This window comes from Peribacillus aracenensis, assembly GCF_025175645.1.
GTDB classification, from domain to species: domain Bacteria; phylum Bacillota; class Bacilli; order Bacillales; family DSM-1321; genus Peribacillus; species Peribacillus aracenensis.
The window spans coordinates 1-26234 of sequence record NZ_JANZMJ010000037.1 but is presented as its reverse complement, the minus strand read 5'-3'; the positions used below and the strand labels follow the sequence as shown (position 1 = coordinate 26234).

Annotated in this window: 29 protein-coding genes and 1 rRNA gene; 1 reads left to right on the top strand and 29 read right to left on the bottom strand. The window is 40.8% G+C overall.

All coding sequences use genetic code 11. The annotated features are described in order from the left end of the window. Positions 1-2 precede the first annotated feature (2 nt). The 17 genes from ssuC to metG all read right to left on the bottom strand — a co-directional run bounded on the left by ssuC (position 3) and on the right by metG (position 17178). Complete coding sequence (ssuC, locus tag N0M92_RS24945) at positions 3-788, bottom strand: aliphatic sulfonate ABC transporter permease SsuC (RefSeq protein WP_260288338.1); 786 nt, start codon at positions 786-788, stop codon at positions 3-5. Further along, on the bottom strand, positions 751-1923 hold the full coding sequence (gene ssuD, locus N0M92_RS24940; RefSeq protein ID WP_260288337.1) for an FMNH2-dependent alkanesulfonate monooxygenase: 1173 nt from the start codon (positions 1921-1923) through the stop codon (positions 751-753). Before ssuD ends, ssuC begins: the two co-directional genes overlap by 38 nt. Before the next feature lie 13 nt (positions 1924-1936). Continuing rightward, positions 1937-2917, bottom strand: coding sequence for a sulfonate ABC transporter substrate-binding protein (locus tag N0M92_RS24935; protein WP_260288336.1), 981 nt, complete (start codon positions 2915-2917; stop codon positions 1937-1939). Positions 2918-3226: 309 nt separating this feature from the next. Further along, positions 3227-4180, bottom strand: a complete 954-nt coding sequence (locus N0M92_RS24930) for a ribose-phosphate diphosphokinase (protein ID WP_057276495.1) — start codon at positions 4178-4180, stop codon at positions 3227-3229. A 15-nt stretch (positions 4181-4195) separates the two neighbouring features. After that, complete coding sequence (glmU, locus tag N0M92_RS24925) at positions 4196-5569, bottom strand: bifunctional UDP-N-acetylglucosamine diphosphorylase/glucosamine-1-phosphate N-acetyltransferase GlmU (protein WP_260288335.1); 1374 nt, start codon at positions 5567-5569, stop codon at positions 4196-4198. Positions 5570-6211: 642 nt separating this feature from the next. Further along, positions 6212-6508, bottom strand: a complete 297-nt coding sequence (gene spoVG / locus N0M92_RS24920) for a septation regulator SpoVG (protein ID WP_034316332.1) — start codon at positions 6506-6508, stop codon at positions 6212-6214. 189 nt (positions 6509-6697) lie between these two features. Next, the gene (locus N0M92_RS24915; protein WP_053537019.1) at positions 6698-7072 is read right to left on the bottom strand and encodes a RidA family protein; all 375 of its coding nucleotides are present in this window, start codon (positions 7070-7072) and stop codon (positions 6698-6700) included. 13 nt (positions 7073-7085) lie between these two features. Further along, entirely contained in the window at positions 7086-7910 is an 825-nt protein-coding gene (gene purR, locus N0M92_RS24910; protein WP_260288334.1) for a pur operon repressor, read from the bottom strand. A gap of 62 nt (positions 7911-7972) precedes the next feature. Further along, the gene (gene ispE / locus N0M92_RS24905) at positions 7973-8842 is read right to left on the bottom strand and encodes a 4-(cytidine 5'-diphospho)-2-C-methyl-D-erythritol kinase (RefSeq protein ID WP_098372657.1); all 870 of its coding nucleotides are present in this window, start codon (positions 8840-8842) and stop codon (positions 7973-7975) included. A gap of 320 nt (positions 8843-9162) precedes the next feature. After that, positions 9163-9339, bottom strand: a complete 177-nt coding sequence (locus N0M92_RS24900; protein ID WP_034316340.1) for a small, acid-soluble spore protein, alpha/beta type — start codon at positions 9337-9339, stop codon at positions 9163-9165. A gap of 149 nt (positions 9340-9488) precedes the next feature. After that, entirely contained in the window at positions 9489-9740 is a 252-nt protein-coding gene (veg, locus tag N0M92_RS24895; RefSeq protein WP_034316343.1) for a biofilm formation stimulator Veg, read from the bottom strand. A 313-nt stretch (positions 9741-10053) separates the two neighbouring features. Then, complete coding sequence (yabG, locus tag N0M92_RS24890) at positions 10054-10932, bottom strand: sporulation peptidase YabG (RefSeq protein WP_260288333.1); 879 nt, start codon at positions 10930-10932, stop codon at positions 10054-10056. 200 nt (positions 10933-11132) lie between these two features. Continuing rightward, on the bottom strand, positions 11133-12011 hold the full coding sequence (gene rsmA / locus N0M92_RS24885) for a 16S rRNA (adenine(1518)-N(6)/adenine(1519)-N(6))-dimethyltransferase RsmA (RefSeq protein WP_260288332.1): 879 nt from the start codon (positions 12009-12011) through the stop codon (positions 11133-11135). Further along, positions 12004-12567, bottom strand: coding sequence for a ribonuclease M5 (gene rnmV, locus N0M92_RS24880; RefSeq protein WP_260288331.1), 564 nt, complete (start codon positions 12565-12567; stop codon positions 12004-12006). The genes rsmA and rnmV overlap by 8 nt, the downstream gene beginning before the upstream one ends. Before the next feature lie 250 nt (positions 12568-12817). Beyond that, positions 12818-13972, bottom strand: coding sequence for a G5 and 3D domain-containing protein (locus N0M92_RS24875; protein ID WP_260288330.1), 1155 nt, complete (start codon positions 13970-13972; stop codon positions 12818-12820). A gap of 280 nt (positions 13973-14252) precedes the next feature. Continuing rightward, positions 14253-15020 carry a TatD family hydrolase gene (locus N0M92_RS24870; protein ID WP_260288329.1) on the bottom strand — a complete coding sequence of 256 codons (768 nt, stop codon included), beginning with the start codon at positions 15018-15020 and terminating at the stop codon, positions 14253-14255. 196 nt (positions 15021-15216) lie between these two features. Beyond that, on the bottom strand, positions 15217-17178 hold the full coding sequence (gene metG, locus N0M92_RS24865) for a methionine--tRNA ligase (RefSeq protein WP_260288328.1): 1962 nt from the start codon (positions 17176-17178) through the stop codon (positions 15217-15219). Positions 17179-17809: 631 nt separating this feature from the next. Between metG and N0M92_RS24860 the strand changes: the two genes are divergently transcribed. Further along, positions 17810-18094 (top strand): AbrB/MazE/SpoVT family DNA-binding domain-containing protein, encoded by a 285-nt coding sequence (locus tag N0M92_RS24860; protein WP_048689982.1) that lies wholly within the window; start codon positions 17810-17812, stop codon positions 18092-18094. A gap of 46 nt (positions 18095-18140) precedes the next feature. On the opposite strand, the gene rsmI is transcribed toward N0M92_RS24860, so the two are convergent. The 12 genes from rsmI to rrf form a co-directional block, all read right to left on the bottom strand. Further along, positions 18141-19022 carry a 16S rRNA (cytidine(1402)-2'-O)-methyltransferase gene (gene rsmI / locus N0M92_RS24855; RefSeq protein WP_260288327.1) on the bottom strand — a complete coding sequence of 294 codons (882 nt, stop codon included), beginning with the start codon at positions 19020-19022 and terminating at the stop codon, positions 18141-18143. A 1-nt stretch (position 19023) separates the two neighbouring features. Then, positions 19024-19284 carry a GIY-YIG nuclease family protein gene (locus tag N0M92_RS24850; protein ID WP_260288326.1) on the bottom strand — a complete coding sequence of 87 codons (261 nt, stop codon included), beginning with the start codon at positions 19282-19284 and terminating at the stop codon, positions 19024-19026. Next, positions 19271-20014 carry a tRNA1(Val) (adenine(37)-N6)-methyltransferase gene (locus N0M92_RS24845; protein ID WP_260288325.1) on the bottom strand — a complete coding sequence of 248 codons (744 nt, stop codon included), beginning with the start codon at positions 20012-20014 and terminating at the stop codon, positions 19271-19273. Before N0M92_RS24845 ends, N0M92_RS24850 begins: the two co-directional genes overlap by 14 nt. A 173-nt stretch (positions 20015-20187) precedes the next feature. Next, complete coding sequence (gene yabA / locus N0M92_RS24840) at positions 20188-20526, bottom strand: DNA replication initiation control protein YabA (protein WP_370662572.1); 339 nt, start codon at positions 20524-20526, stop codon at positions 20188-20190. A 50-nt stretch (positions 20527-20576) separates the two neighbouring features. Continuing rightward, complete coding sequence (locus tag N0M92_RS24835; protein WP_061440314.1) at positions 20577-21407, bottom strand: PSP1 domain-containing protein; 831 nt, start codon at positions 21405-21407, stop codon at positions 20577-20579. A 1-nt stretch (position 21408) separates the two neighbouring features. Then, positions 21409-22413 carry a DNA polymerase III subunit delta' gene (holB, locus tag N0M92_RS24830; RefSeq protein WP_397443919.1) on the bottom strand — a complete coding sequence of 335 codons (1005 nt, stop codon included), beginning with the start codon at positions 22411-22413 and terminating at the stop codon, positions 21409-21411. 8 nt (positions 22414-22421) lie between these two features. Next, a complete protein-coding gene (locus N0M92_RS24825) occupies positions 22422-22862 on the bottom strand; it encodes a YaaR family protein (RefSeq protein WP_260288323.1) in 441 nt (146 codons plus the stop codon). Positions 22863-22886: 24 nt separating this feature from the next. Then, complete coding sequence (locus N0M92_RS24820) at positions 22887-23216, bottom strand: cyclic-di-AMP receptor (protein WP_063235895.1); 330 nt, start codon at positions 23214-23216, stop codon at positions 22887-22889. 101 nt (positions 23217-23317) lie between these two features. Then, positions 23318-23959 carry a dTMP kinase gene (tmk, locus tag N0M92_RS24815; protein ID WP_260288322.1) on the bottom strand — a complete coding sequence of 214 codons (642 nt, stop codon included), beginning with the start codon at positions 23957-23959 and terminating at the stop codon, positions 23318-23320. Positions 23960-23998: 39 nt separating this feature from the next. After that, positions 23999-25447 (bottom strand): aminotransferase class I/II-fold pyridoxal phosphate-dependent enzyme, encoded by a 1449-nt coding sequence (locus tag N0M92_RS24810; RefSeq protein WP_260288321.1) that lies wholly within the window; start codon positions 25445-25447, stop codon positions 23999-24001. A 241-nt stretch (positions 25448-25688) separates the two neighbouring features. Continuing rightward, positions 25689-25907: a sigma factor G inhibitor Gin gene (locus tag N0M92_RS24805; RefSeq protein WP_141993387.1), complete on the bottom strand. Its 219-nt coding sequence runs from the start codon at positions 25905-25907 to the stop codon at positions 25689-25691. Positions 25908-26116: 209 nt separating this feature from the next. Continuing rightward, positions 26117-26232, bottom strand: a 5S ribosomal RNA gene (gene rrf, locus N0M92_RS24800). Positions 26233-26234: the final 2 nt, after the last annotated feature.

The following is a 26234-nucleotide window of genomic DNA, read 5'->3' as shown; positions in this document are numbered from 1 at the left end:
CCTCATTGGTATGATGGGTGCCACTTCAAGCATCTTTTTTCGATCATTTTGGCCGCAACGTCCGATATTTTTCCCAATAAGGCATATAAGAGAATACTAAGAACAACAATATCCATCCTCATGAATTCCCGGGCATTCATAGCCATATATCCTATTCCGGAATTAGCAGATATTGTTTCTGCGACAATTAATGTGACCCACATGATTCCAAGAGAGAAGCGGATACCCACCAAAATGGATGGAAAGGCGGCAGGGAGAATAACATTCCAGAATAAAGAAAAACCGCTTAACCCATAAACCCTCGCTGCTTCGATCAATCCCTTATCCACCGATTTCACTCCATGAAATGTATTTAGGTAGATAGGAAAAAGAACCCCTAAAGCGACAAGGAAGATTTTCGCTTCTTCTTCTATACCAAACCATAGAATCACCAGCGGTATTAAAGCTAAATGCGGAATGTTACGCAACATCTGAAGCGAGGTATCGAATAAGGTTTCAGCAATGGATGATAATCCATTTAATAAACCTAGTACAAAACCAATGATCCCGCCTATTAAAAAGCCGATGAAGGCACGCTGGGCACTGATGCCAATATAATCTATAAGTTCACCTGTCCCCAATAAAGCGACACCTGCTTGAAACACTTCAGTCGGGGCAGGCAATATCCGATCCGACAAAATCCCCCACAAAGACAGCAGCTGCCAAGTTATCAAAAGGAGAATGGGCACAAGCCAAGATATGAGGTGAAACCTATTGAACTTTTTGCTTAATTTTTTCTGCATCTTCATTTTCACTTCCTTTTGTAGGGTAGTGGTCATTGGCCAGTATTTCCCCAAATGGGCTCGTAGCTTTAGAAACGGGACTTTCCAACTGTTCAACAGGGAGTAAAGGGAATAATAATTCCGCAACTCTGTACGCTTCTTCAAGATGAGGGTATCCAGATAAAACAAAGGATTCTATTCCGATTTCTTCATATTCCTTCATTCTGGCAGCAACATTTTCTGCACTCCCTACTAGTGCCGTACCAGCGCCTCCACGGACTAGGCCTACACCTGCCCATAGGTTAGGGCTGATTTCAAGCGAATCCCTGTTTCCGTTATGGAGTTGCGACATACGCTTTTGGCCCACTGAATCAAACCTTTCAAAGATCTTTTGTGAATTTTCAATCATTTCATCATCCACATATTTTATGAGTTCATCCGCTGCCTGCCAAGCTTCTTCTTCCGTTTCCCTTACAATGACATGCATCCGTATGCCAAACCTGACCTCACGTCCATATTCCGCTGCCCTTTTACGTACCTTTTCAATTTTTTCAGCCACTTGCACCGGGGGCTCACCCCAAGTTAAGTACACATCAATATGCTTTCCTGATATATCGATGGCCGGGTCGGATGAACCTCCGAAATAGAGCGGTGGGTACGGTTTTTGTACAGGTGGCAACAGAATATCCCCGCCTTCAATCTTTAGGTGCTCCCCTTCAAAGTCCACTTTGTCCCCGGACATCTCCTTTCTCCAGATATCAAGAAATTCATCTGTTTGCCCATACCGTTCCTTATGATTCAGAAATACGCCATCACCTGCCAGTTCGACCGGGTCCCCTCCAGTTACCACATTGATCAAGAGACGTCCATTCGACAGCCGGTCGAAGCTCGAAGCCATCCTGGCAGCCAAGGTTGGCGACATTAAACCTGGTCGGACCGCAACTAGAAATTTCATTCTTTCCGTTGCGGAAATCAATGAAGAGCCCACTACCCATGCATCCTCACAAGACCGTCCCGTCGGAAGCAAAGCCCCTTCAAAACCCAAATGATCAACCGCCTGCGCTATTTGTTTTAAATAAGGAAGCGTGATTGCCCTTCCTCCCTTTGTCGATCCTAAATAGCGACTTTCCCCATGCGATGGTAAAAACCAAAATACTTTCATTTTCATTTCCCCCTTAATTTTTTTTAACATCTGCAGATGCATCCAGAACATTAATCTTGCTTGGAATTAATTTAAGATTGTAAAACGTATCGGCAATCTTTTGTTGATCATCCAAAACCCCTTTGGAAATCTCCTCAAGTCCATATTCTTTTCTATTTAATGTTTTTTCCAATGCCTCTACACTCAATCCAATTTCCGGAGATAAAAACTCAGCGACGTCCCTTGGGTTTTCTTCAATCCATTTATCAACTTTTATCAGTTCTTCTTTGATAATCTTCAAGGCATCTTCGTTCCCGGCAAATGAATCAGTTGCCAAAAAGAATTCACGATTCGACACCAGTCCTTCTCCATCCTGAATCGTTTTCGTTTCAAGTTCCAATTCCGCTGCTGATAAAAATGGATCCCATATTACCCAGGCATCGATTTGATTCCCTTCAAAAGCAGCCCTCGCATCAGCCGGTGGCAAGTAGACGGGCTGAATGTCATCAAGAGTAAGACCTGCTTCCTCTAACGCTTTGACCAATAGGTAATGAACATTGGAACCTTTATTCAAGCCAACCTTCTTACCTTTTAAATCTTTCACATTTTTAATGGGTGAATCCTTTTGTACAACTATAGCCTCTCCTGATGGGTTAGACGGCTGATTGGCAATATAGACAAGCGGAGCATTGGCCGCTTGTGCAAATATCGGCGGTGCCTCCCCTGTGTGCCCAAAATCAATGCTGCCGACATTCAAAGCTTCAAGCAGTTGAGGTCCTGCAGGGAATTCAGTCCAATCGACTGTATAACCCACTTCCTTTAAATGTGTTTCCAGCTCCCCTTTTGATTTTAAAATATTTAATGTCCCGAATTTTTGATAACCGATTCGGATGGTCTTATTCGATTCTTTTGCATCAGCACTTGTGGAACTGTTCTTTTCCTGCCCGCATGCACTTACTATCAGCATAAAGATGCTGAAGATGGACAGCAGCCATATCTTTCGTTTTTTCTTCATATTCTGCACACCTTCTTAAACTATTTATTTAAAAATAAAAGGCTCCTTTTCTTCACCAATAGGACAATAGGGCAAAAAGATGCCTAATGTTCAATGGTAAGTGAAAAGGAGCCTTCGGTAGTCCGATCGGCGTTAACTAATATGCACTTGCTTTAGTACAGGTTTTCATTCCATGAATATGAATTGAATTTGTATAGCTATTTTATTATCAGTATTCATATCTGTCAACTATGGATTTAATATTTTTTGAAAATTCCAACCCAAAATACGGCGAGCCCTAGGGCCCGCCGTGTTTGGTTAATTTTTTTATCAATCGAATAATGTGCTGACTGATTGTTCCTCATGCACACGAATAATTGCCTCTGCAATCAAAGGTGCTACAGAAAGTCCAGTAATTTTATCGATTTTCTTATCTTCAGATAGGGCAATCGAGTTAGTCACGACCAATTCCTTAATCGTTGAATTTTGAATCCTTTCGATGGCAGGGCCTGAAAGGACTGGGTGTGTACAACAAGCATACACTGCTTTAGCACCATTCTCTACAAGGGCATTGGCCGCTAGTGTAATAGTCCCGGCAGTATCGATGATGTCATCAATCAGTATTGCTGTCTTCCCTTCAATATTACCAATGATGTTCATGACTTCAGCCACGTTCGGTCTTGGACGGCGCTTATCGATAATGGCAATCGGTGCTTTTAGGCGATCGGCCATTTTACGGGCACGTGTTACACCACCATGATCTGGGGAAACGATGACGATATCACTTAAATCTTTTTCCTTGAAGAAATCAGCTAAAATCGGAACAGCAACAAGGTGATCGATCAGAATATCGAAGAAACCTTGAATTTGTGGTGCGTGAAGATCTAATGTGATAACACGGTGGGCACCAGCCGTTTCTAGAAGATTTGCGACAAGTTTAGCTGTAATTGGTTCACGCGCACGCGCTTTACGATCTTGTCGGGCATAACCGTAATACGGCATGACAATATTGATCGTTTTAGCTGAAGCACGTTTAAGAGCATCGATCATAATTAAAAGTTCCATTAAATTTTCATTGACTGGTTGGCTTGTTGATTGGATTACGTAAACGTCACAGCCACGAATACTTTCTTCAATATTGATCTGAACTTCACCGTCACTGAAACTTGTTACGCTACACTTTCCAAGTTCAACACCGATTGCAGCAGCAATTTCCTGAGCTAAATCGAAGTTTGAATTTAAAGAGAATACTTTTAAATTAGGATCTAAATACTGATTTGACATGATGACCTCCGTCGGTTATTTATTAAATTTCAAATTCTTGACATAATCTTCTTTGTTAACTTGACGAGCACGGGCAACGGATAGGGCTTCCGGCGGTACATCTTGCGTAATGGTTGACCCAGCAGCTACATATGCCCCTTCTCCTACCGTCACGGGTGCAACCAGATTAGAATTGCAGCCTATGAAGACATTGTCTTCAATCTTCGTCAAATGTTTATTTTTCCCGTCGTAATTCACGGTAATTGATCCGCAGCCTATATTAACATTCTCCCCAACCTCTGCATCCCCAATATAACTCAAGTGAGAGGCCTTGCTTCCTTCGCCAAAAACGGTCTTTTTAATTTCGACAAAATTACCGATCTTAACGGAATCCTTAATATCTGATTGAGGTCTAACGTGCGCGAATGGACCGATTTTAACAAAACTTCCAATACTGCTTTCATGTACAACCGATTGGAGGACTTCCGTTCCATCACCAATTTCACAATTACTGATTTCCGTATTCGGGCCAATTAAGCAATCCTGACCGATAATACTTTTTCCTTTAATGAATGAGCCAGGGCTAATGACTGTATCCTGCCCGATTTGCACATCCGCTTCAATGTACGTAGTTAGCGGATCGATGATCGTTACACCATTCCTCATATGCGTTTCATTGATGCGTTTCCGTAAAATTTGCTCCGCCTGCGATAAAGCAACTCGATCATTTACCCCCAATGTCTCCTCGAAATCACTGGATTGGAAGGCCGTCACCACTTCGCCTTCCTCTTTTAAGATTTCAATAACATCCGGTAAATAATATTCTCCCTGGACGTTTTCATTTGAAACCTTTTTCAGCGCGCTAAATAATGCTTGGTTATCGAAGCAATATGTACCGGTATTTATTTCCTTAACATATCTTTCTTCATCAGTGGCATCCTTATGCTCGACGATTTTTTCTACAAGACCGCCTTCACCGCGAAGGACCCTTCCATAACCAGCAGGATTATCTGCATATGCTGTTAAGATTGTTGCTTTCGCCTGACTTTGCTCATGCAATGCTATAAGCTCTTTCATCGTTTCCGCTTTAATCAGAGGCGTATCACCGCAAATAACAAGGGTTGTTCCACTTTTTACGGATAAAGCGCTTTCCGCTTGCATTACAGCATGTGCCGTACCTAATTGCTGTTCTTGTAAGGCATACTTGCATGAATCACCAAGTTGTTCTTGTACTTTTTCAGCTCCATGGCCGATGACTGTAACAATATCTTCTATTTGAAGTTGATTGACTTGATCGATAACATGTTGTACCATTGGTTTCCCGCAAACAGGGTGCAAAACCTTATAAAGCTTAGATTTCATCCTAGTACCTTGCCCAGCGGCCAATATTATTGCATAGCGATTACTCATAACAGGCCTCCATTTTCACCTTTTTATCCACTAAAAATATTATCTCAAATAGTGATTCTTTTCAAGGTAACAATTAAAAGTACATATAATTGTCAACCAATCAGGTAAAAAAAGTTCAATTTCCGACAGCCTTGTTAAAGTTATTAATGGATCTTTTAGCATTATTTTAAATCATGGTCGATGTCATTTTCATTAACGGCATAATACAGGAACCATGTCCCCTCCCCTCTATAACACCAGCAAGCCCCATTGTCCCAAAACACTGCCATGATCGTGCTAGACCTATGTACAAGCCATATGAAAGTACTGCACCCTTTGTTAACTTCCATTCCAAAACCGGATTACCGTTTCAATTCATCTTCAGCTCATAAGATGGATGGAGTAAGTGATATCCTCAAATCCCGCCTACGGGAATTTCAATTTCAGGATGAACAAAAAGGTTTAAAAAATAAAAAGGGCGGGTACTTAAACTTTGAAGATATCACCTTAATTTTACAATTTTGATAATTAAAGCAATTGTCTGTGCGATGAGCGAATAGGTTCTAAACTTATCCGTTTATGAATAAATAAAAAAGAGCACTACTTATGAAGTAGGCTCTAGATGCACGAATTATAAATTTAAAGTTTAAAAGTAAGGTTATTTTAAGAAGCACCTGCTCCAGCTTCCTCTAATTCAGTTTCAAGTTCTCCCAATCGATGATATTCTGTCAAGACAGCTTCTTGAATTTTCCCGCGTGTTGAGGAATTGATTGGATGAGCGATATCCCGGAATTCTCCATCTGGAGTTCGTTTACTTGGCATTGCTACAAATAAACCATTGTTTCCGTCGATCACACGAATATCATGAACCACAAATTCATTATCCAGTGTAATTGATGCGATAGCTCTCATACGACCATCCGTATTCACACGGCGTAATCTTACGTCAGTTACTTCCATTTAAGCTCACCATCCCTTTTTGTTGTTGTTAAAACTTAAAGTACATATTCAACAAAAAAACGTGAACTCCTTCTATTATCTGTAATTTTTTTAGAAAATTCAGCCTAGTTTTCAAAAACAATAAAAATCCCCCTGATATCACAGGATGATACCCATTACGAATTTCCTAAAAAATAAAAAAACGCCCGTTTATTTAACGAGCGCTACCACTTCTATTTCCACTAGTGCATCTTTAGGAAGGCGAGCAACCTCTACACAAGAACGAGCAGGTTTGTGAGCAGAAAAATATTCTCCGTAAATTTCATTAATCGAACCGAAATCATCCATACTTTTAATGAATACTGTTGCCTTAATGACAGTTTCCAATGAAGCCCCAGCTTCTTTCAATACAGCTTGGAGATTCTTAAAGACCTGGTGTGTCTGTTCCTTTACATCCCCAGTCACCATCTCACCAGAAGCAGTAAGTGGGATCTGTCCTGAACTGAAAAATAACTTATCCACGATCACGCCTTGTGAATATGGTCCGATCGCTGCCGGTGCTTCATCAGTATGTATCGTTTTCATTAAATGATTCCCCCTATTCCTTTTTCGTAAAATAATTCCCACGGCTTACATTGATTTTCTTGTCTCTTTCGACCACCTGCGTCAACTTGATTAATGAAACATAGTCCTCGACAAGGCACTCCTCAGTATGTTCGGATTCAACCAGCACTGCTATTCCGGCAACTGTTGCCTTAAATTCATCCAATAGACTGACCATACCGTTAATGGTACCCCCAGCCTTCATGAAATCGTCTACAATTAATACATTCGAACCTTCAACCAAGCTTCTCTTAGAGAGTACCATAGTCTGAATCCGCTTTGAAGAGCCTGAAACATAATTGATGCTCACTGTAGAACCTTCCGTTACTTTATTATTCCTTCTTACAATGACAACTGGAACATTCAAATAATTTGCCACGGCGTATGCTAATGATATCCCTTTGGTTGCCATTGTCATGATGACTGAGACATTTTTCTTGGCATACATTGAAGCGATTATCCTTCCAACCTTATTCACGGTTTGCGGATGTCCTAATATGTCTGTCATATATAGATAACCGCCAGGAAGTAACCTTTCGGGACTAGCGATCGTATTGCATAATCCGTCAATGAAGGCATTGGCTTCTTCTTCCTTGATGGAAACAATATATTTCACCCCACCGGCCGCACCTGGAACGGTTGTTAAAGATCCTATCCCCCGTTGTTCAAAGGTATCTTTGATGATTGTCAAATCTTCACTGATCGAGGATTTTGCCGAACTATATCTTTCAGCAAAATAAGTCAGCGAAACAAGTTCCCCTGGATGTTCTAATAAATAATTGGTCATATCGACTAGCCTCTCGCTGCGACGAAATTTCATTGAGACACCCCCTTTGTTAATTCCCGAATATTATATAGCAACTATACCACTAATGTACGTTTCTATTCAAGATTGTTTCGATCACCCAGTAAACGGACCGCATAGACTTGGTCACAAAATCCACGAAGTCCATTATAAATTCTTTGCATGCGCGAATCATGTTCCACCAAACCAAAAACGGTCGGACCACTTCCGCTCATCAAGACCGAATCCGCTCCAAATGTCTTCATTTGATCTTTAATGTTCGCAACCTCTGGGTATAACTGCAATGTCACTTGTTCCAGAACATTACCCAACCCTTCACATACATCGTGATAATTGTTTTCCATAATAGCCGAAATCATTCCAGGTACATCCGGATGCTCCATTTTTGACGTCTGGAGCCTTTTGTATATATCTGCCGTCGATACGCCGATCGTCGGTTTGGCCAAGATGACCCAGCATTTTGGCGGTGCGGGAAGATGCGTGATTTTTTCCCCGCGCCCCCTGGCCAATGCCGTTCCTCCATATACGCAAAATGAAACATCAGAGCCAATTTCAGCTCCTATTTCCGCAAGTTCATCCATGGAAAGACCAAGTTTCCACAGTCTATTCAAGCCTCTCAAGGTAGCAGCGGCATCACTGCTTCCACCAGCAAGTCCTGCAGCCACAGGTATATTTTTCTCTATAGTTATGGAAACACCTTTTTTGATTCCAAAACGTTCCTTTAGAATAAATGCAGCTTGATAAGCTAAATTCCGATGATCATCCGGAACAAATCGATTATGGGATAGAATTTGAATATGATTTCCCTTTATTTCCTTTAGTTCAATTCTATCGGCAAGGTCGACTGTCGTCATGATCATTTCCACCTCATGATATCCATCAGGCCGTTTGAAAAGCACATCCAAAGCCAAATTAATTTTAGCCGGGGCTTTCTCCATAAGCTTCAATATGTCCACCTACTTTAACGTTCTTAAAAGTTCTTGTCCTATTCTATCATATTTGTTTATATTCTAAAGGTTTTTTCATCGTAATTTCAATGTAATGAAGCTAAGATCACCCTTAGAGGAGAATAGACACATGTAGGCACATTGGGGAGCAGCTGCTTCCTGCATCCCAAAAGACTTGCTACATATCCATATAGCATTCACCGATACATAAAAAAACCAGACTCCTTAACTACAATGTAAGCAAAAATGAATGGAGCTATACATTGTATAAAGAGTCCGGCTTCTTCAACATGACGACATGATGCAATTAAGTGTTTGATCTACTCTTTGTTCACTAATTGACGTTGTGCTTTTTCGATAGCAAGCTTTACCATGTTCCCTGCGTCCCTGGCCCGGATTCCTCCCCAGCCTTCTTTCTGGACAACATCGTAAAATCCAAGTTCTTTAGCCAATTCCTCTTTAAGATCATTTGACATAATCCCTTTTTTCCTGCTCAAGCGAAGCAACCCCTTTCCATGCCGTCACATGCCTAGTGTTTGCATCATACGCTATTTCATTACATCCTTTTTAAGCCTTTATTGGAGCTCACAGGTATTCTATACAAAACAAAAAGCAGCAAACAAAGTTGTTCACTGCCTCGTCTAAGTTACATCTCTTGTTGTTTGTTTAAAAATGTTAGTTCCACGGTTTCCGTTAAAACATCCGCATAGCTGTAAGATACTCTTTCAAACGCATTTTCATCTTGGTCGAGCTCAATTACAAAAACAGCCGGATAAGTTTCCGCCAAAGTTCCGAATCGTTCTACAGTCTTTCTTCTTCCACCGTTTGCTTTTAAGAGCAATCTTTTACCTAGGTTTGAATCAAGTGCAGTTTTAATATCAGCTAGAGTTTTTGGCATTTTCGGTCCACCTCACTAAGTTAAGTATATCACAATTTACAAATATACGCAAACAAAATAATAAATTATATCAGCACTTAAAAATGTAGTCAATATATTTTTATCTGAAATTCGGCAAAATCGCGAACAATTTTATTATATCCTGGGAAATGAAAAATTATGTAAACGAACTATTCCATTATCTATTAAGCCGAATTTTCGTAATTAAATCATTACCTACTAACATCACTTAACCAAAAACCGGTTTTTCTGTAACGATATCCGAATTCTTACTCACCAAAAGCAAGCTGCATTCTTTCAAAATGCAGCTCGTTCATTCTTCCTGAAATGGCTTGAAGGGCAACCCGGTCCGTAACACCCCTTTTGTCTCAATTCCCCCCAACCCCTTTTCTCCAGTTAATGTATTTCGAAGGACATCCCATACATGAATATGATCAGAAAAAGGCGTAAAGCTTACCTTTCCGACGATATATACCGGATCAAGAGCATGTATATTAACGCGGGAAGGAGAACTTGCAAAATTTGCCCCCGCTTGGATCAGCGATTCAAAATGTGACTGACAAGCCCCGGCAAATATAATCAGTTGGTCTAAATGAGAAACTCGCCTTCGCGCTTCTCTAACCGTCTGAACAAAATCCTTTGAGTGACGGTAGGCATTAATATCGGATATCGGCCCTTTTGATTTTGAATAGGCATCATGGCCGGTGACAACAAGAATGTCCGGTCGATAATGGTCCAACAGCCCCCCAATTCTATGGGGCATTTCCTTTTCATTGCAATAGATGCCATTGACCGGAATACTGAATTTCTGATATAGATCCATGCATTTCCTTAAGTAAGAGGCATCCCCATCAACATGGAGGACCCGCCCTGGTATCTGAAAGTATTCACCGCCGTACCGATAACCATTACTTGATTGATAGCCATTTTTTTGTTGTTGCAGCTCTAGATCTTGCGTTAATAAGCGGTAAGATTGTTCTTGAAGTACCTCATTCGACCTTTGTCGATCATTTCTTTCATTATCATTAATGATCATTAAATCTTGAAAAGGTGCATCTGCAATCAATCGGATATCTTCCCCATAAAGAACAGCTTGACGCCTTCCGTCAATATCACGGATATCGATTACCCGGAACAACACGTCGCATTTATAAGAAACCCGACCAACAATATCGTTTATTTGAATATTCATGGCCTCACCCCATGAGAAGACTTATTTTCAGCCCGCCCTAGTTTATTTTCATTCTTAAGTTATGCGAACCCTTCTTGAATGGTGAAAGGCGGGGATTGATTACATTTTCGGATACGTTCCTTCAGGTTGGCCAATTTCATAATAAAAAAAGCCGGAAGCGGGGATTGACCCCATTCCGACTTGAATCTTTCACATTTCCTTTATTTGAAATTCGGCAATAATGCATCACTTAAGCGGCCAAATTCTTTGATGCTCAGCGTTTCCCCCCGTCTGGAAGGATCCACTTCCGCAGCTTCGAGAGCGGCCAGTATTTGTTCTTTTTTCGATTTACCATCTGGCAGCTGACTTGTTAAGTTATTTAAAATCGTTTTCCGGCGTTGGGCAAAGCTCGCCCGGGTCACCGTGAATAAGAAATCCTCATCCAGGACCTCGACGATCGGCTTCACGCGCTTTGTAAGGCGGATTACAGCAGAATCAACATTAGGCTGAGGCATGAATACCGTTTTGGGTACTATCATCACTGTTTCGGCTTCAGTATAATATTGAATGGCAATGGATAAAGAACCGTATTCCTTTGTCCCAGGTTTTGCTGCAATTCGATCGGCCACTTCCTTTTGCAGCATGCACACGATGCCCCTAATGGGCAGGTCTTCGGACAATAGCTTTAAAATGATGGGCGTCGTGACATAATATGGAAGATTCGCAACGACCATCAGGTCCGAAAATCCAGAAAATTCCTCGTCGATGACTTTCTTGACATCAGCTTTAAGAACATCTCCGTGAATGATGTTTACATTGTTATAGGGAGACAGTGTATCCGATAAGATGGGCAGCAGACGCTGATCGATTTCAAAGGCCGCAACCTTTTTGCTGCTTTTCGCTAGTTGTTCCGTCAATGCCCCGATTCCCGGCCCAATTTCAATGGCGCCGCTTTCCTCTGTCAAATTGGCATGTTCGACAATACGTTTCAAGATATTCGTATCAATTAAAAAGTTCTGGCCTAAGCTCTTTTTAAAGGAGAATCCATATTTCTTTAATATTTCTTTCGTTCTGACAGGGGTTGCAATATCCTTATTCATTTTTTTCCTCCTGAATTATCTGTACCATCGCTTTCTCAAAAGCCTCAGTTGATATTTGGAACATTTTTAGTCTCTTATATAACTGTTTACCATTGGTAAACCCGATTTTTAAAATAGAGCCAAGTTTTTCCCTTCGTTCCTTGGCACCGGATCCCCCGATTAAACCGGCATCTATTAAATCTTGTTGTGAAATCTCTTCTGAAGCCTCTTCATCCATTAATTGGGCTTCCTTTAAAGCATTACGAATTGCCTCAGGAGAAGCATGTTCCACACCAATTCCTCTACCTGACTTAGGAAGGGCTTCCTTCTTCGTTAAAAAGGCGTGTTTACAGCCTTTTACTTGTTCTGAAATTATATTCCTGATTTTTTGACCAGGAAAATCAGGGTCTGTGAAAATGATGGCTCCACGTGTCCTTTGTGCAAGCCTCACCTGCTCAATACAAGACTCATTCACCGCGGAACCGTTGGTTTCTATTGTATCAGCATTAACAGCCCTTTTTATCGCTACCGTATCGTCTTTTCCTTCTACAACAATAATTTCTTTAATCTTTTTCATGGTTTCCTCCATACAGAAAAGCGCAAGCGCTTTGATTAGCTCTTGGATAAACGTAACCGGTCCCACGTAAATTTTTTTGGATAGAGAATCCAGTCAAGATCATTTATGAAGTTCACACGCACATATTGAAATCTTATGGAATAATGAAACGTCTATCTTATTAAAACAGTTTTACATAGGGTTTTTCAACAAATGGAAAATAAAACGCAAAAAACAGGAGACGAATTCATCTCCTGCGAGAGAAACCTTATTAGTCCAATACACGAATCTTTACCCTCTTTACACCCCAGCGATAAGCATCATTCTTCGAGGAAAAGAAGACGTCAATCCTATTTCCCTTTATGGCTCCGCCTTTGTCAGCAGCTACTGCATAGCCATAGCCATCCACATATACTTTCGAGCCCATAGGAATTACGTTTGGATCGACAGCGATGATTTTCGCACCCGGATTGCTCTTTAGATCCACGCCTGTGGACGTGACACCGGAACAGCCCTTACAACTGGCAGTATAAGCTGTTGATGATACATATATTTCTTTTCCACTTGAAGAACTAACGTTAGTTACTCCGCGTGATGCTTGGGCAACCGTCGTTCGAGTTCCGACCGTTACAACTTTATCCTGCTTTTTATTAACCACTTTTTCTGAAAGTAATTCTCTTTTAACCTCTTTGCCATTTTCTTTAATAACTTCATATTCTTTGGAAATGAGTCCGTCTTTTCCTTCTGTGACAATTTTCTCTTTCCCTTTTGATAAAGAGTCATCTTTTTTAGTTATGACAGCAAAGTCAACTGGTTCTTCCACTACATCGGTGACTTTTTCAATTCGAACTACGTTTACCGTATTCTCAGCTTCAACTTTTTCGGTTAAATCTGGCTCAACACGATCCAAATCATTGAGTTTTACTCCTTGTTGCTTTAAAAAGTCAGCGACAGTAGCCGAAGTTGACCATACCTGCTTTTCGTCTCCACCTACCACTAATTTCAGTGAAAAGGCTTTGTCTATGGCAACTTCCATATTCGCTTTCAGCTTCGTATTTTTCGAAGGGGTGATCTTATCCTGTTCCTTCACACTAAGATTTTGGTCTTTTAAAAGTTCGTCTACCGTATCGGCGGTGGACCAAACATTCTTCGTCTTACCATCCTGTACCATGACGATTTTTTGTGCAGGCTTCCAAACCACCTCTAAATCATCATCTACCTTGGTGGTTCTAGATGGATGGACGTAGTCTGCGGCTTTAACGGTAATCTCTAAATCTTCCAACATATCATTTACAGTAGCCGCGTGTGTACGCACTACCTCTTTTTTTCCGTCTAGCATGATTGTAACTGTATCCTTTGTTCCTTGATATATCAGTATTCCCAATGCTGTAGAAACAAGAATAGCACTGAAAATGGCAATTGCCATTCTCTTCTTCCCAAAAGGTCTGGGAATAAGGTTTTTCATATTTTTTAATAGGATGAAAAACTCCTCCTTCCTCCCGGTGATTATATAGACATAGTTATCAAGCTGTCAACCCATTCACTTCTCATTTAGGAAATTACTACCTATTATGCATATTTCACCTTAAAAAGGAAAGGGCGACTTCTCGACATAATAAGCCTATGGTTGGAGTGAAATTTGTAGAAACCTTAGAAAAAATTCAATTTTAGCTAGTGAACCCCGGGAGATATTGTAAAAAAAAATGTCAGTTAATGCCGAATAATTTCTTGGCATTTTCCGTTGTTGCCTGGGAAACTTCCTCTAATGTGAGTTGTTTGATTTCTGCAATTTGTTCAGCAACAAGTTTCACATACGAAGGTTCATTACGCTTCCCTCTATAAGGATGGGGAGCCAAGTATGGACAATCGGTCTCTATCAATAAACGGTCTAAAGGTACGGATGCTGCCACTTCCTTTGGTTTTTTTGCATTCTTGAAGGTCACAGGGCCACCCAATGAAATATAAAAGTTCATATTGATGCATTCCAAAGCCGTTTCAGCACTTCCGCTAAAGCAATGCATGATGCCTCCAACCCTTGATGCCTCTTCTTCCTTGAGTATGTTCACGATATCCGCGGTCGCTTCCCGATTATGGATGATAATGGGCAGCCCCACCTTTTTTGCCAGTCGGATTTGCTTCCTGAACACCTCCATTTGAACATCTTTCGGTGATTTATCCCAATGATAATCCAGACCCATCTCACCAATGGCCACAACCTTTGGATGATTGGATAATTCCTCGATCCATTGTAAGTCCTCTTCTGTCATATCTATAGCATCCACAGGATGCCATCCGACCGCGGCATACATGAAATCATAAGCTTCTATTAATTCCATTGCCCTTATAATAGTGGGCCGGTCAAAACCAACGACTACCATATTATTGACTCCTGCTTCCTTAGCTCTGTCTATTACGTCCTCGAGATCCTCGTTGAATTGTTCCGCATTAACATGTACGTGTGTATCAAATAACATTATTTTTCTCCCTTTCTAGCACTATTTTATTAAAAAATGAAAGTTTTATGTTTCACATTTAGGTAACAAAAAGATTACAAAAGCTTCTATATGCCCAAATGCAGAACCTGAACCTGTATTAAATTACTTTTTCCAAAAGCATAAAGAAAAAAACATAAAAATGTTTCATATGAAACACCTTTATGTTTTCATCGGTTTATTTCACCTTTGAACCATTAGGAATCGATGAATCTATTGTAGCAACTGAAAGCACTCCATCCTGGCTTCCCGCCAAAATCATTCCTTGAGAGAGCTCGCCACGAAGTTTAACAGGTTTCAAATTTGTTACGCATATCACTTTTTTGCCTACTAAATCTTCAGGTTTATAGTGCTGTGCAATGCCTGATACGACTTGACGTTTCTCATAACCCAAATCAAGCTGAAGTTTAAGAAGCTTATCCGCTTTCTTTACAGGCTCAACTTCCATGACCTGAGCAACACGAAGCTCCACTTTTGTAAAGTCATCTATAGTGATTTCATCGACTTCAGGAATCGTCTCTTCCACTTTTTCCTCGGCCTTAGGGGCGCCGCCCTGCATTTGATCTTTAATATATAAAACTTCCTCTTCCATATCCAGACGAGGGAAGATCGGCTCTCCCTTCAAGACTTTTGTTTCAGCAGGAATTTGACCGAATTCCGCTAAACTGTCCCAGGATTTTAACACATCATCTTTGATGCTAAGCTGAGCAAAGATTTTTTCTGGTGTTTGCGTCAAGAACGGTTTCAAAAGGATTGCCGTCCTGCGCAATGATTCCGCCAAATGAACCATGACACTAGCAAGGTCTTCTTTCCTTGATTCATCTTTAGCAAGAGTCCATGGCTGGGTCTCATCAATGAATTTATTAGTTCTGCTCACGAGTTGCCAAATGGATGTTAGTGCAACTGAAAATTCCATGTTTTCCATGGCTTCCTCATACTTGCCTACCGTATCTTGGTTCATTTCAAGCAAAGCCTTTTCGAATTCGCCATTGGATCCTTCGTAATTAGGAATCACACCATCAAAATACTTATTGACCATTGCAACAGTTCGATTTAATAAATTCCCTAAATCATTTGCCAGGTCAAAATTGATCCGCTCCACAAACCCTTCCGGTGTAAATACTCCATCTGAACCAAATGGTACTTCTCGCAATAAGTAGTAGCGTAAAGAATCCAAACCGTAACGATCAATCAATGTAACGGGATCCACAACATTCCCTTTTGATTTGGACATTTTACCATCTTTCATGAGAAGCCATCCGTGGGCAAAGACTTTCTTTGGTAGCGGCACGTCAAGAGCCATTAACATGATCGGCCAATAGATTGTATGGAAACGAACGATTTCCTTTCCTACCAAATGTACATCGGCAGGCCAATAATTCAAGTATTTAGAGTCATTATCCGTTCCGTATCCTAATGCCGTTATATAATTGGTCAATGCATCAATCCATACATAAATAACATGCTTTGGATCTCCCGGCACCTTGATGCCCCAATCGAAAGTAGTACGGGAAACGGCCAGATCTTCCAATCCAGGCTTGATGAAGTTATTGATCATTTCGTTTTTGCGCGATTCCGGTTGAATGAAATCCGGGTTTTCCTCATAAAACTTCAGTAACCGATCCGCATATTTACTCATCTTAAAGAAATAAGATTCCTCTTTCACCTTTTCAACAGGCCTACCGCAATCAGGACAATTTCCATTGCTTTCTTCCACCTGACGTTCCGTGAAGAAAGATTCGCAAGGTGTACAATATAATCCTTCATATTGGTCCAAATATATATCACCCTGGTCCAATAGCCTTTTAAAAATCTTGGCTACGACCTCTTTATGGCGATCTTCCGTCGTCCTGATGAAATCATCATATGAAATATCAAGCTTTTCCCAGAGCTCTTTAATCCCTGATACGATATTATCTACATATTGCTGAGGAGTGACTCCTTCTTCAGCCGCTTTACGCTGGATTTTTTGACCATGTTCATCAGTTCCAGTTAAATACATGACATCGAAGCCACGCATCCTTTTATAACGAGCCATGGCATCCCCTGCCACTGTCGTATACGCGTGCCCTATATGTAAATTACCACTCGGATAATATATGGGTGTCGTGATATAGAATGTTTTTAATTTATCTTGCACTTCGTTCCCTCCTCATCATTTGAAAAACCGGCTATAGGACTCGCCCAAGCCATAAGAATATATTTTAAGCTATTATCTCTATTTTAACGCTATATACAATTCTGTGCGACAATAATCACTAATCTAATCATCATGTTAATAGAATAAAAAATAGAAGTAAATTTTCATTTTAACAATAAGGGGACTGGAAGTGAACTTCCCTTATGACAGCATTACCTCTTACCTCAACAAAATATACCTAAATTTCTTTTTTTGTGCAACAACTCACATATTCGTAAATTTTTTCAGAAGATTATCCTTAATTCAGAACTTTTGTTTTGAAACTAAATTATATTTAATCATATAATAGTGAAGTGTGTTTTTTATATGCATACTTTGTCGAAATGTGGTGAAGTGAGTAGTCCTCTGTTTCCTGCTATTTCTTCTTTTTTAATGATATAACCGATTTTTTCTCTTTAAAAGCCTTTTTGTTACACGAAAAGAGCCATGCTATTTCTTACAAAAAAATGAAAATAAATCATTGACGAATTTGGGAATGGCTGGTATTATAAATTTATAAAAAATTTGTCGAATAATGGCGAAAAAAATAGAAATAGGGTACTAGATTGTAACTGAGAGGAGAATTTTTTAAATGAAATCTACAGGTATTGTTCGTAAAGTTGATGAGTTAGGCCGGGTGGTTATTCCAATCGAACTTCGTCGTACATTGGGTATCGCTGAGAAAGACGCTCTTGAAATCTATGTTGATGATGAGCGCATCATCCTGAAAAAATACAAACCAAACATGACTTGCCAAGTTACAGGTGAAGTTTCCGATAACAACCTTACACTTGCTAATGGTAAATTGATCCTTAGTCGTGAAGGTGCAGAATTACTTATTCAAGAAATTCAACAAAACTTCACTGCTTCTAAATAAATGATAAAAAAACTTCCGGTCTTCGGAAGTTTTTTTATGTTTATTATTATTTTATATCAATGTGATACGCCTGATATACATCACGTTTTTGCATATTGCGATCTTTTGCGACCTGCTTGATTGCATCCTTAGAGGTGAACTCCTTGGTTTCCATATAATGATTAACATGACCGACGATGTCAAGGGCCGACCACCAAGCTTCTTCAGGTTCTTCTTCCGACCATTGCCCACCTTCAATTATTAAACAGAACTCACCGCGAATTTCTGATTCCATCGCCCACGTCAATGCTTCACTTACAGTCCCCCGAATGAACTCTTCAAATTTCTTGGTTAACTCGCGGCATAATACTATACGGCGGTCGCCTAAAATTTCATGCATATGTTTCAATGTTTCTTTCAATCGATGTGGCGATTCATAAACGATCCAAGTCGATTCCATTTTTTTTAATTTTTCCAGCTCCTGCTTTTTTTCTTTTGCTCCCCGTTGTAGAAAGCCATAGAAGTAAAAAGGCTGCGGAATCAGTCCTGATGCGATCAATGCAGTTAATGCAGCATTGGCCCCTGGCAACGGGATGACTTTAAACTTTTCGGCAATGGCCTCTTTGACCAGTTCATATCCCGGGTCGGATATCGTCGGCAAGCCAGCATCACTTACCAATGCGATGACCTCGCCGGATCGAAGCCTCTCTAGCATTTGCTTCCCGCTATATTCCTTATTATGTTCATGGTAACTGACGATAGGTGTCGAAATTTCAAAGTAGTTGCATAATTTCTTCGTATTTCGCGTGTCCTCAGCAGCAATGACATCCGCTTCCTTCAAGATTCTTAAAGCCCGGAAACTCATATCCTCAAGGTTTCCTATCGGTGTAGGAACCAGATATAGAGCTGGCTCCAATCCTTCTTTTTCAAAACTCTTTTGCTGCCACATATCATGTATCCTCCTTTGCCATCCACTTTTGCTTTTGTTTTCTTGTTAATTGCTTAAACTTATATTCAGCCTGCATGGCCAATGTCCGTGTTTCGAATATTTCATGATAAATCAGTTCAACCGGTGCCCGGCCTCGTGTATACTTTGCGCCCCTGCCATTATTATGAGCATCAATCCTTCGGTGCAAATTATTCGTATACCCTGCATAATAGCTGCCGTCCCTGCATTTCAAAACATAAAAATAATGTTTATTCCTCTCCATATAGAATCCTTCTGATTTCCGGATTATACTCATTTTGATCATTATATACAACAAGCGGAGGAAGAATCTTCAAATCAGGGTTGCCGTCCTTTATCCCTTCTATAAGAATAGTATTCGCTTCTTTTGAGCTCTTAGGATAAACGAATTGCAGCCGCTTCGGTTCAATTCTGTACATCCTCATGAAATGCAGGATATCCATCAGACGGCCCGGTCTATGAACGAATGCAGCTTTCCCACCTTGACGCAGCAGCTGGCTTGTAACACGCATGACGTCCTCAAGATTACACATTATTTCATGTCGGGCAATTGCAAAGTGCTCATTTTTGTTAATTTCCTCGATGGACGGTGTCGGGAAATAGGGTGGGTTGCAAGTTACGACATCATATTTGCTATACCCTATCTGTTTTGGAATTTCCTTTATATCCCCATGAATCATCTCGATTTGGGAGGACACGCCATTATAGTCCATGCTTCTCTGGGCCATGTCATATAACCGCTCTTGTATTTCAACACCGGTAATTGTCCCTTTCGTTCTTGTACTCAACAGCAAGGGTATGACCCCATTACCTGAGCAAAGATCTACGATTTTCCCTTTTTGGATCGGTACATTTACGAACCTTGATAATAAAACGGCATCTAATGAAAAAGAGAACACCGATGGGCTCTGGATGATCCTTAAATTCTCAGCCAATAGATAATCCAGGCGCTCATCGCCTTTAAGTTCCACCATTGCTGTTACCCTCCTAATCATGTATCGAAAAAGCATGTATAGGGACCATGCTTCTACATTACTATCGTACAAAAAGAGGCCTGACTCATAGTATGCGTCAGACCCCGAATCACTATATATTGTAAACGGTCTATCTATCACGTAAAAGAAACATCTTTTATATTATTCCTTTATCACTTCTTGTTTAAAAAAGATAAACAGAACAGGCAATCCCCTTCTTTTCGTAAACTGCCAAAATGCAGATTGCAAATATGAAAGCCTTCTTGATAGATACGGGCTAAATTATCATAGCCTTCCCCGATATCCATAACCTTGTCCGTACTTGCGGTACGGTTTTTCACTTTTTGTTTGACCTTTACTGCAGCAGGCGCACTTTCGACTTCCACAAGGCCCAACCGATGGCGCAAATGCTCTTTCTCCAGCTTGAGCGACTGATTTTCCTCAAGGATTTCAGCTAAGTTCTGCTTCAATTCTCCAAGCTGCTTATATAATTGGCCTATCTGGGTTTCCATATTGGTCACCGACTCAAAAATATCTTTCTTATCCACGCTCTCCCACCACCTTAATAATCTGTGGCTTGAATAGAAACGGCTCCCTCTTTTAGAATCTCATCTAGAGTATACTCTAATACTCTTTCTTGCTCGATTAGTTCAATCTGAAGTACGCGTTCTAGAATATTAAGCCCCACTACCTTGCCTTTGCCACCAGGCGTATTAATCATTTCACCTAAATCAGGAAGCATTTCCTTCGCACTTTCATACTCATCATTTTCATATTTCAGACAGCACATCAATCGACCGCATAAACCTGAGATTTTTGTAGGGTTTAATGATAAATTCTGATCCTTCGCCATTTTGATGGAAACCGGTTCAAAATCTCCAAGAAATGTGGAGCAGCAAAGCATTCTGCCACAAGGTCCGATGCCACCAAGCATCTTTGCCTCATCCCTTACCCCAATTTGGCGCAGTTCTATGCGAGTTCTGAATATGGCAGCTAAATCCTTGACTAAATCACGGAAATCCACGCGACCATCCGCTGTAAAATAAAACACGACTTTATTTCTGTCGAAAGTATATGACACATCAACCAGCTTCATATCCAGCTTATGCTCCACAACCTTTTGACAACATATAGAGTAAGCCTCTTCTGCAGCCGCCTTGTTCTCGTCTACAATCAGCTTATCTTTTGCATCAGCGACCCGAAGTACTTTTTTCAATGGCAGGACAACATCGTTTTCATCTACTTGTTTTCGGGCTGTAACGACTTTACCGAATTCAACACCGCGGACAGTCTCCACTATTACAAAATCGTCCTTAGGAATAGCGAATTCACCCGGATCGAAGTAGTATATTTTGCCCGCCTTTTTAAAACGGACACCTACAACATCATACAAATCATGATCCCTCCTGCAAATTCAGCACAAGCTGTTCCATCAACAGCTGTGGATTCGTGTTGGACATCAGCTTCCTTTTTGCTTCCAAAATGCAACCCATATGTTCAGCAAGGCGCCTTGGGGAAAGATGAAGAGCGTGAGTTTCAAATTCCTTCAGTTTATTTTGGAACACAACGAAGTCCTTTTTGTCCAACTGAATGTATAATAAATCCTTATATATAAGAAGTAACAAATCAAGACCTCTGTCAACCTGTTCTCTTTCTTTAAAGTGTGTGAACCAATCCGTCTGAAGGTACAGCAATGCCTTCAAGGAATTAAGTTTTAACACTTCATATAATTTTACCACTATTTTTTGAGCTTGTACAAACCATTCATCATGACTAAGCCCGATTCCAGCTTCCACATTCTGTGTTATGTGTGCAATAACCGAAGCCAGCAGTGGTTCTACATCCTGTTCCATCAGCTTCCGTTTCACATTCTCAGGAGATAATGGCTTGAACGAAATCACTTGGCATCTTGATAATATAGTCGGCAGAATCCTCTGAAGCTGTTCGGTCATCAATATTGCTACAGTATCAGCTGAAGGTTCTTCTAAAAATTTCAATAGACTGTTGGCTGCCCCCACCGACATTTTGTCGGCATCGGCAATCATATAAACCTTCCGATCCGCCTCTACGCTTTTTTTCGAAAATTCTTCCTGAAGCCCCTTGATTTGTTCTTTCTTTATTGAGAGACCGTCTCTTTCTATTAAATGGACATCAGGATGATTCCCACTTGAAATCCGTTTGCAATTCCGACAAAGTTCGCATGGCTCATAACCTGCTGTCGGGGCTTCACATAGTAAGCTTTTGGCAAAGGCATTGCTTATCTCTTGCTTACCTGTCCCTTTTTCCCCTTCAAATAAATACGCATGGGCCACCCTTTTCTTCGTTATGCTATTTTGCAGCATCGTCATTACCTGCGGCTGAATTTGACTCATGTCCCGCCATGTTTTATCCAAAACCATCAACTCACTTAAGTATATAAATTAATCAGCAGACCCTTAATTTCGCCTATCATTTCCAATATTTCAAGCGAGCTTTTCTCTTTATTAAGAATTTCCTCACTTAACTCAACTAATCTTACATCTATCGTTTCCACGGTTTTCAACGGCCTGCTCTGTCCATATTCATTCCAGTTCGTGGATTGCTTCAGTTCCAATCCATATTCAACCGCTTCTTTAACAAACCGTTTCACCAATGTTTTATATTTTGCCAATTCCCTAAAAGTGCGTGACCTTACTAAACGCTGACCCGCCCCTTCAATATCGCCTAACAAACGGTTTAATGTTTGGACTTGCATCTTTTGATCCTGTGTCTGGACCATTTGTTGGAATCTGCCATTTCCGGTTTGAAACTGTTTGGCATCCTGACGCGATTTATCCAGCTTTATAGGGATATCATAGTTGATTTTCATAATGAACCTCCCTGAAACGAACCGTTAAAATTGTAAAAAGTTTTCAACTGGCAGAACAAAAATGGTCGCACCGCCTACTTGAATCTCCACTGGGTAAGGTACATAGGATTCGGCATTCCCGCCCATCGGTGAAACCGGTGATACTAACTGGGATCGTGACTGACAATTCTGTTTGATGATCTGGATGGCTTTGTCAACACGTTCATCCTCTGTGCCAATCATAAAAGTCGTATTGCCTGATTTTAAAAACCCGCCAGTGCTGGCTAGCTTGGTCGTTCCGAAATTATTTTCCACTAATTCATTCAGCAGGCGATGACTATCCTTGTCTTGAACGACAGCAATGATCATTTTCATTCTCATCATCCTCCGGTTACTCTGAATTTTTACTAACTCCATTATAGCAACTAGTCCTTGTCTGGAATAGTATTGGTTGAATAATATGGAAACCTGTATATTTAGTTTCCTGCTTTCGCTAAAAATTTCAGCAAATTGGCTTTCGTTTCCTCAAAAACTTCATCTATTGTCCGGCCTGCATCCACGATAATGAAACGCTCTTTCCATCTATTTATAATGAGCTGATAGCCCTCACAAACTTTTTTATGGAAGTCGAGGGCTTCAAGATCCAGACGGTTCACTTCCCGTTCCCCATTGGACTGGATACGTCTCAATCCCTCTTCCGGGTCTATATCAAAAAAGAACGTGGCATCTGGCATCATATCTCCAATTGCGAATTTATTGATATTATAAACTTCTTCTATTTCCAAACCCCTTGCATGACCCTGATAGGCTAACGAGCTATCTATGAATCGGTCACAGAGGACAATTCCCCCTCGTTCCAACTCAGGCCTGACCACTTCCACTAAATGCTGACGCCTTGCTGCTGCGTATAATAAAGCCTCTGTTCTCGAGTCCATGGCTGTATTATCTTTATTAAGGATCACTTCCCTAATTTGCTCTGAAATGGGAACACCCCCTGGCTCACGCGTTAATAGGACTTGATAGCCTTCTTGTTGCAGGGCCTTGCCAAGCATTTGGGTAATTGTTGTTTTCCCGGCACCCTCAGGCCCTTCCATTGTTATAAAAATACCACGTTTCATCGATGTACCTCCAAGGTTCTTTGTTTGTAGTATATCATTTTAATGCCTGCTTTCATAAACGATCAATTCGCCGTTTGAAAGGGAGGAACCGCCATGAAACCTTGATCCCAGTTCTCGCAGTCCCCTCAGGTTGTCTATATGCTCAGGAGTAATCATTTCCCCGGACATAATTAAAGGGATGCCTGGCGGATAGGGAATGACCATCTCGGCAGATACCTCACCCACTGCTTCCCGTAATGTGACAGGCTTTGATTTACTATGCTTCATGACGGAGTATGGTATTTCAAGTCCTGTCATTGACCTTCCATCAGTCCATGGGGCCCCAAGTTCTGATTCCTTGTTTCCAGTTCTGTCTTCAGTGGCTCTTTTTATAGTTTGAACGATTTCATGAAAAGGAAATTCGGTGCCCATTTTTAATAAGGGTAAAATCATTAATAAATTATGAGGATCAGCCAATTCCGTAAAAATGCCTTTGGCTTCACATAGCCGCTGTAATTCAAACCCGCTTAAACCATTTGTTGATTGAATGACCACTTTCAACGGGTCTGCCAAGGTGCCTTGTGGCGCCTCCAGCACCCTTACTGTTTGCAAGGCACCTAATTCCCCTCTGAAGTCTGATATCTTTTCAATAAGGGATATTTTATCTTCTGATGTAAAAGCAGCTAAGTAGGCCCTGGCCAAGTCGAGCGACCCCATAATTGGGTAAGATGGGCTGCTCGACTGAAGCATTTGTAAATAAAATGATACTTGGTCGACATCAACTAAGGGTGAATTCACATGAAGAAAAGACCCCATCGTCATAGCCGGCAGTGTTTTATGCGCTGAATGGACAACGGCATCTGCCCCTGCCAAAATTGCCTGCTTAGGAAATGGGCTTCCCAACTGAAAATGAGCGCCATGTGCCTCATCCACCAGTACAGGAATCCCCTTTTGATGTGCGAGTCTTACCATTTCCGTCAAGTCTTCACCAAGACCATAATAATTAGGATAGGTAACAATGATTGCTTTTACATCTGGATGTACACTCAAGGCTTCTGCGATTAATGTTGATCCCACACCGCCAGCAATGCCCCATTTCTCATAATAGGCTGGTTGTAAAAAAATCGGTTGTACATTCGCTAACATCAATCCATGTAAAATCGATTTATGGCAGTTTCTTTGGACAAGGACCTTATCACCTTCCCGGCAGGTAGCAAGAATCATGGCAATGTTGCCTACGGTGGACCCATTAACCAAAAAATAACTCCGCTTTACCCCATATAGGTCAGAGAGTAGTTGCTCGGACTGTAAAATGGCGCCCTCTGGAGCATGCAGATCATCTAAACCGCTTATCTCCGTGGCATCAATACCAAGAATGAGGTTATATAAGGCTTGGCCCTTTTTATTAAACACCCACCCATTTTTATGCCCTGGAACATGAAAAGATATTGGCCTTTTTTTATGAAAAGCACTCATTGCATCGAACAACGGTGTCTGTGATTGATTCATTTTCTCTTCCCTCATATATCATAGTATTTTTTCATTTTATCAAATAAGTTCAATTTTATCTCATATTGCGTCGGCTGAAAGGCAATTATGCGTTTCCGAACATGTCGGTTTGGGGGAACAAACAGTAACATGGGAGCTTGTTGCCAAGCATTCTTCTAAAGTACCAAAAAAAGAATCAGAGATTAAAGAAACACATCATTTCTTTTTTCTCTGACTCTTTAACTTTCCACATACTATTTTTTCATGATAATATTTCAGGATTAGTGATTTTTCTTAATTGCTTTAAGTAATATTGGTACTTGGGATCATTCGTATCCGTCCTGATCATATCCCTTTCGCATTCCTCACAAATAAAGGTCGTATATAGATGTATACCCATCCCTTTTATTTGTTCACAAACCGCGCACGTTTCCCCTGCCGTTGTTTTGGTTGTTGTTGTCCCCAACATCTCCACCTCCATACCTGCATTCTCCCCAAAAACCATTGTTCGCATACATTAATTTAAATAGTTTAAGAGAACCGGGGATGCTTTTAACAATGTATGATGAAGAATTTCAATACGTGTATGTCTTTATAAAAGTTTCCTTAATTGATAATCCCTTTATATCCAATGATTTTTCTTTGCATTATGCAAAAAAAGACCAGCCAGATGGCTGATCTTTTTAAATGGCTTGGCGGCGTCCTACTCTCACAGGGGGAAACCCCCAACTACCATCGGCGCTGAAGAGCTTAACTGCCGTGTTCGGAATGGGAACGGGTGTGACCTCTTCGCTATCGCCACCAAACA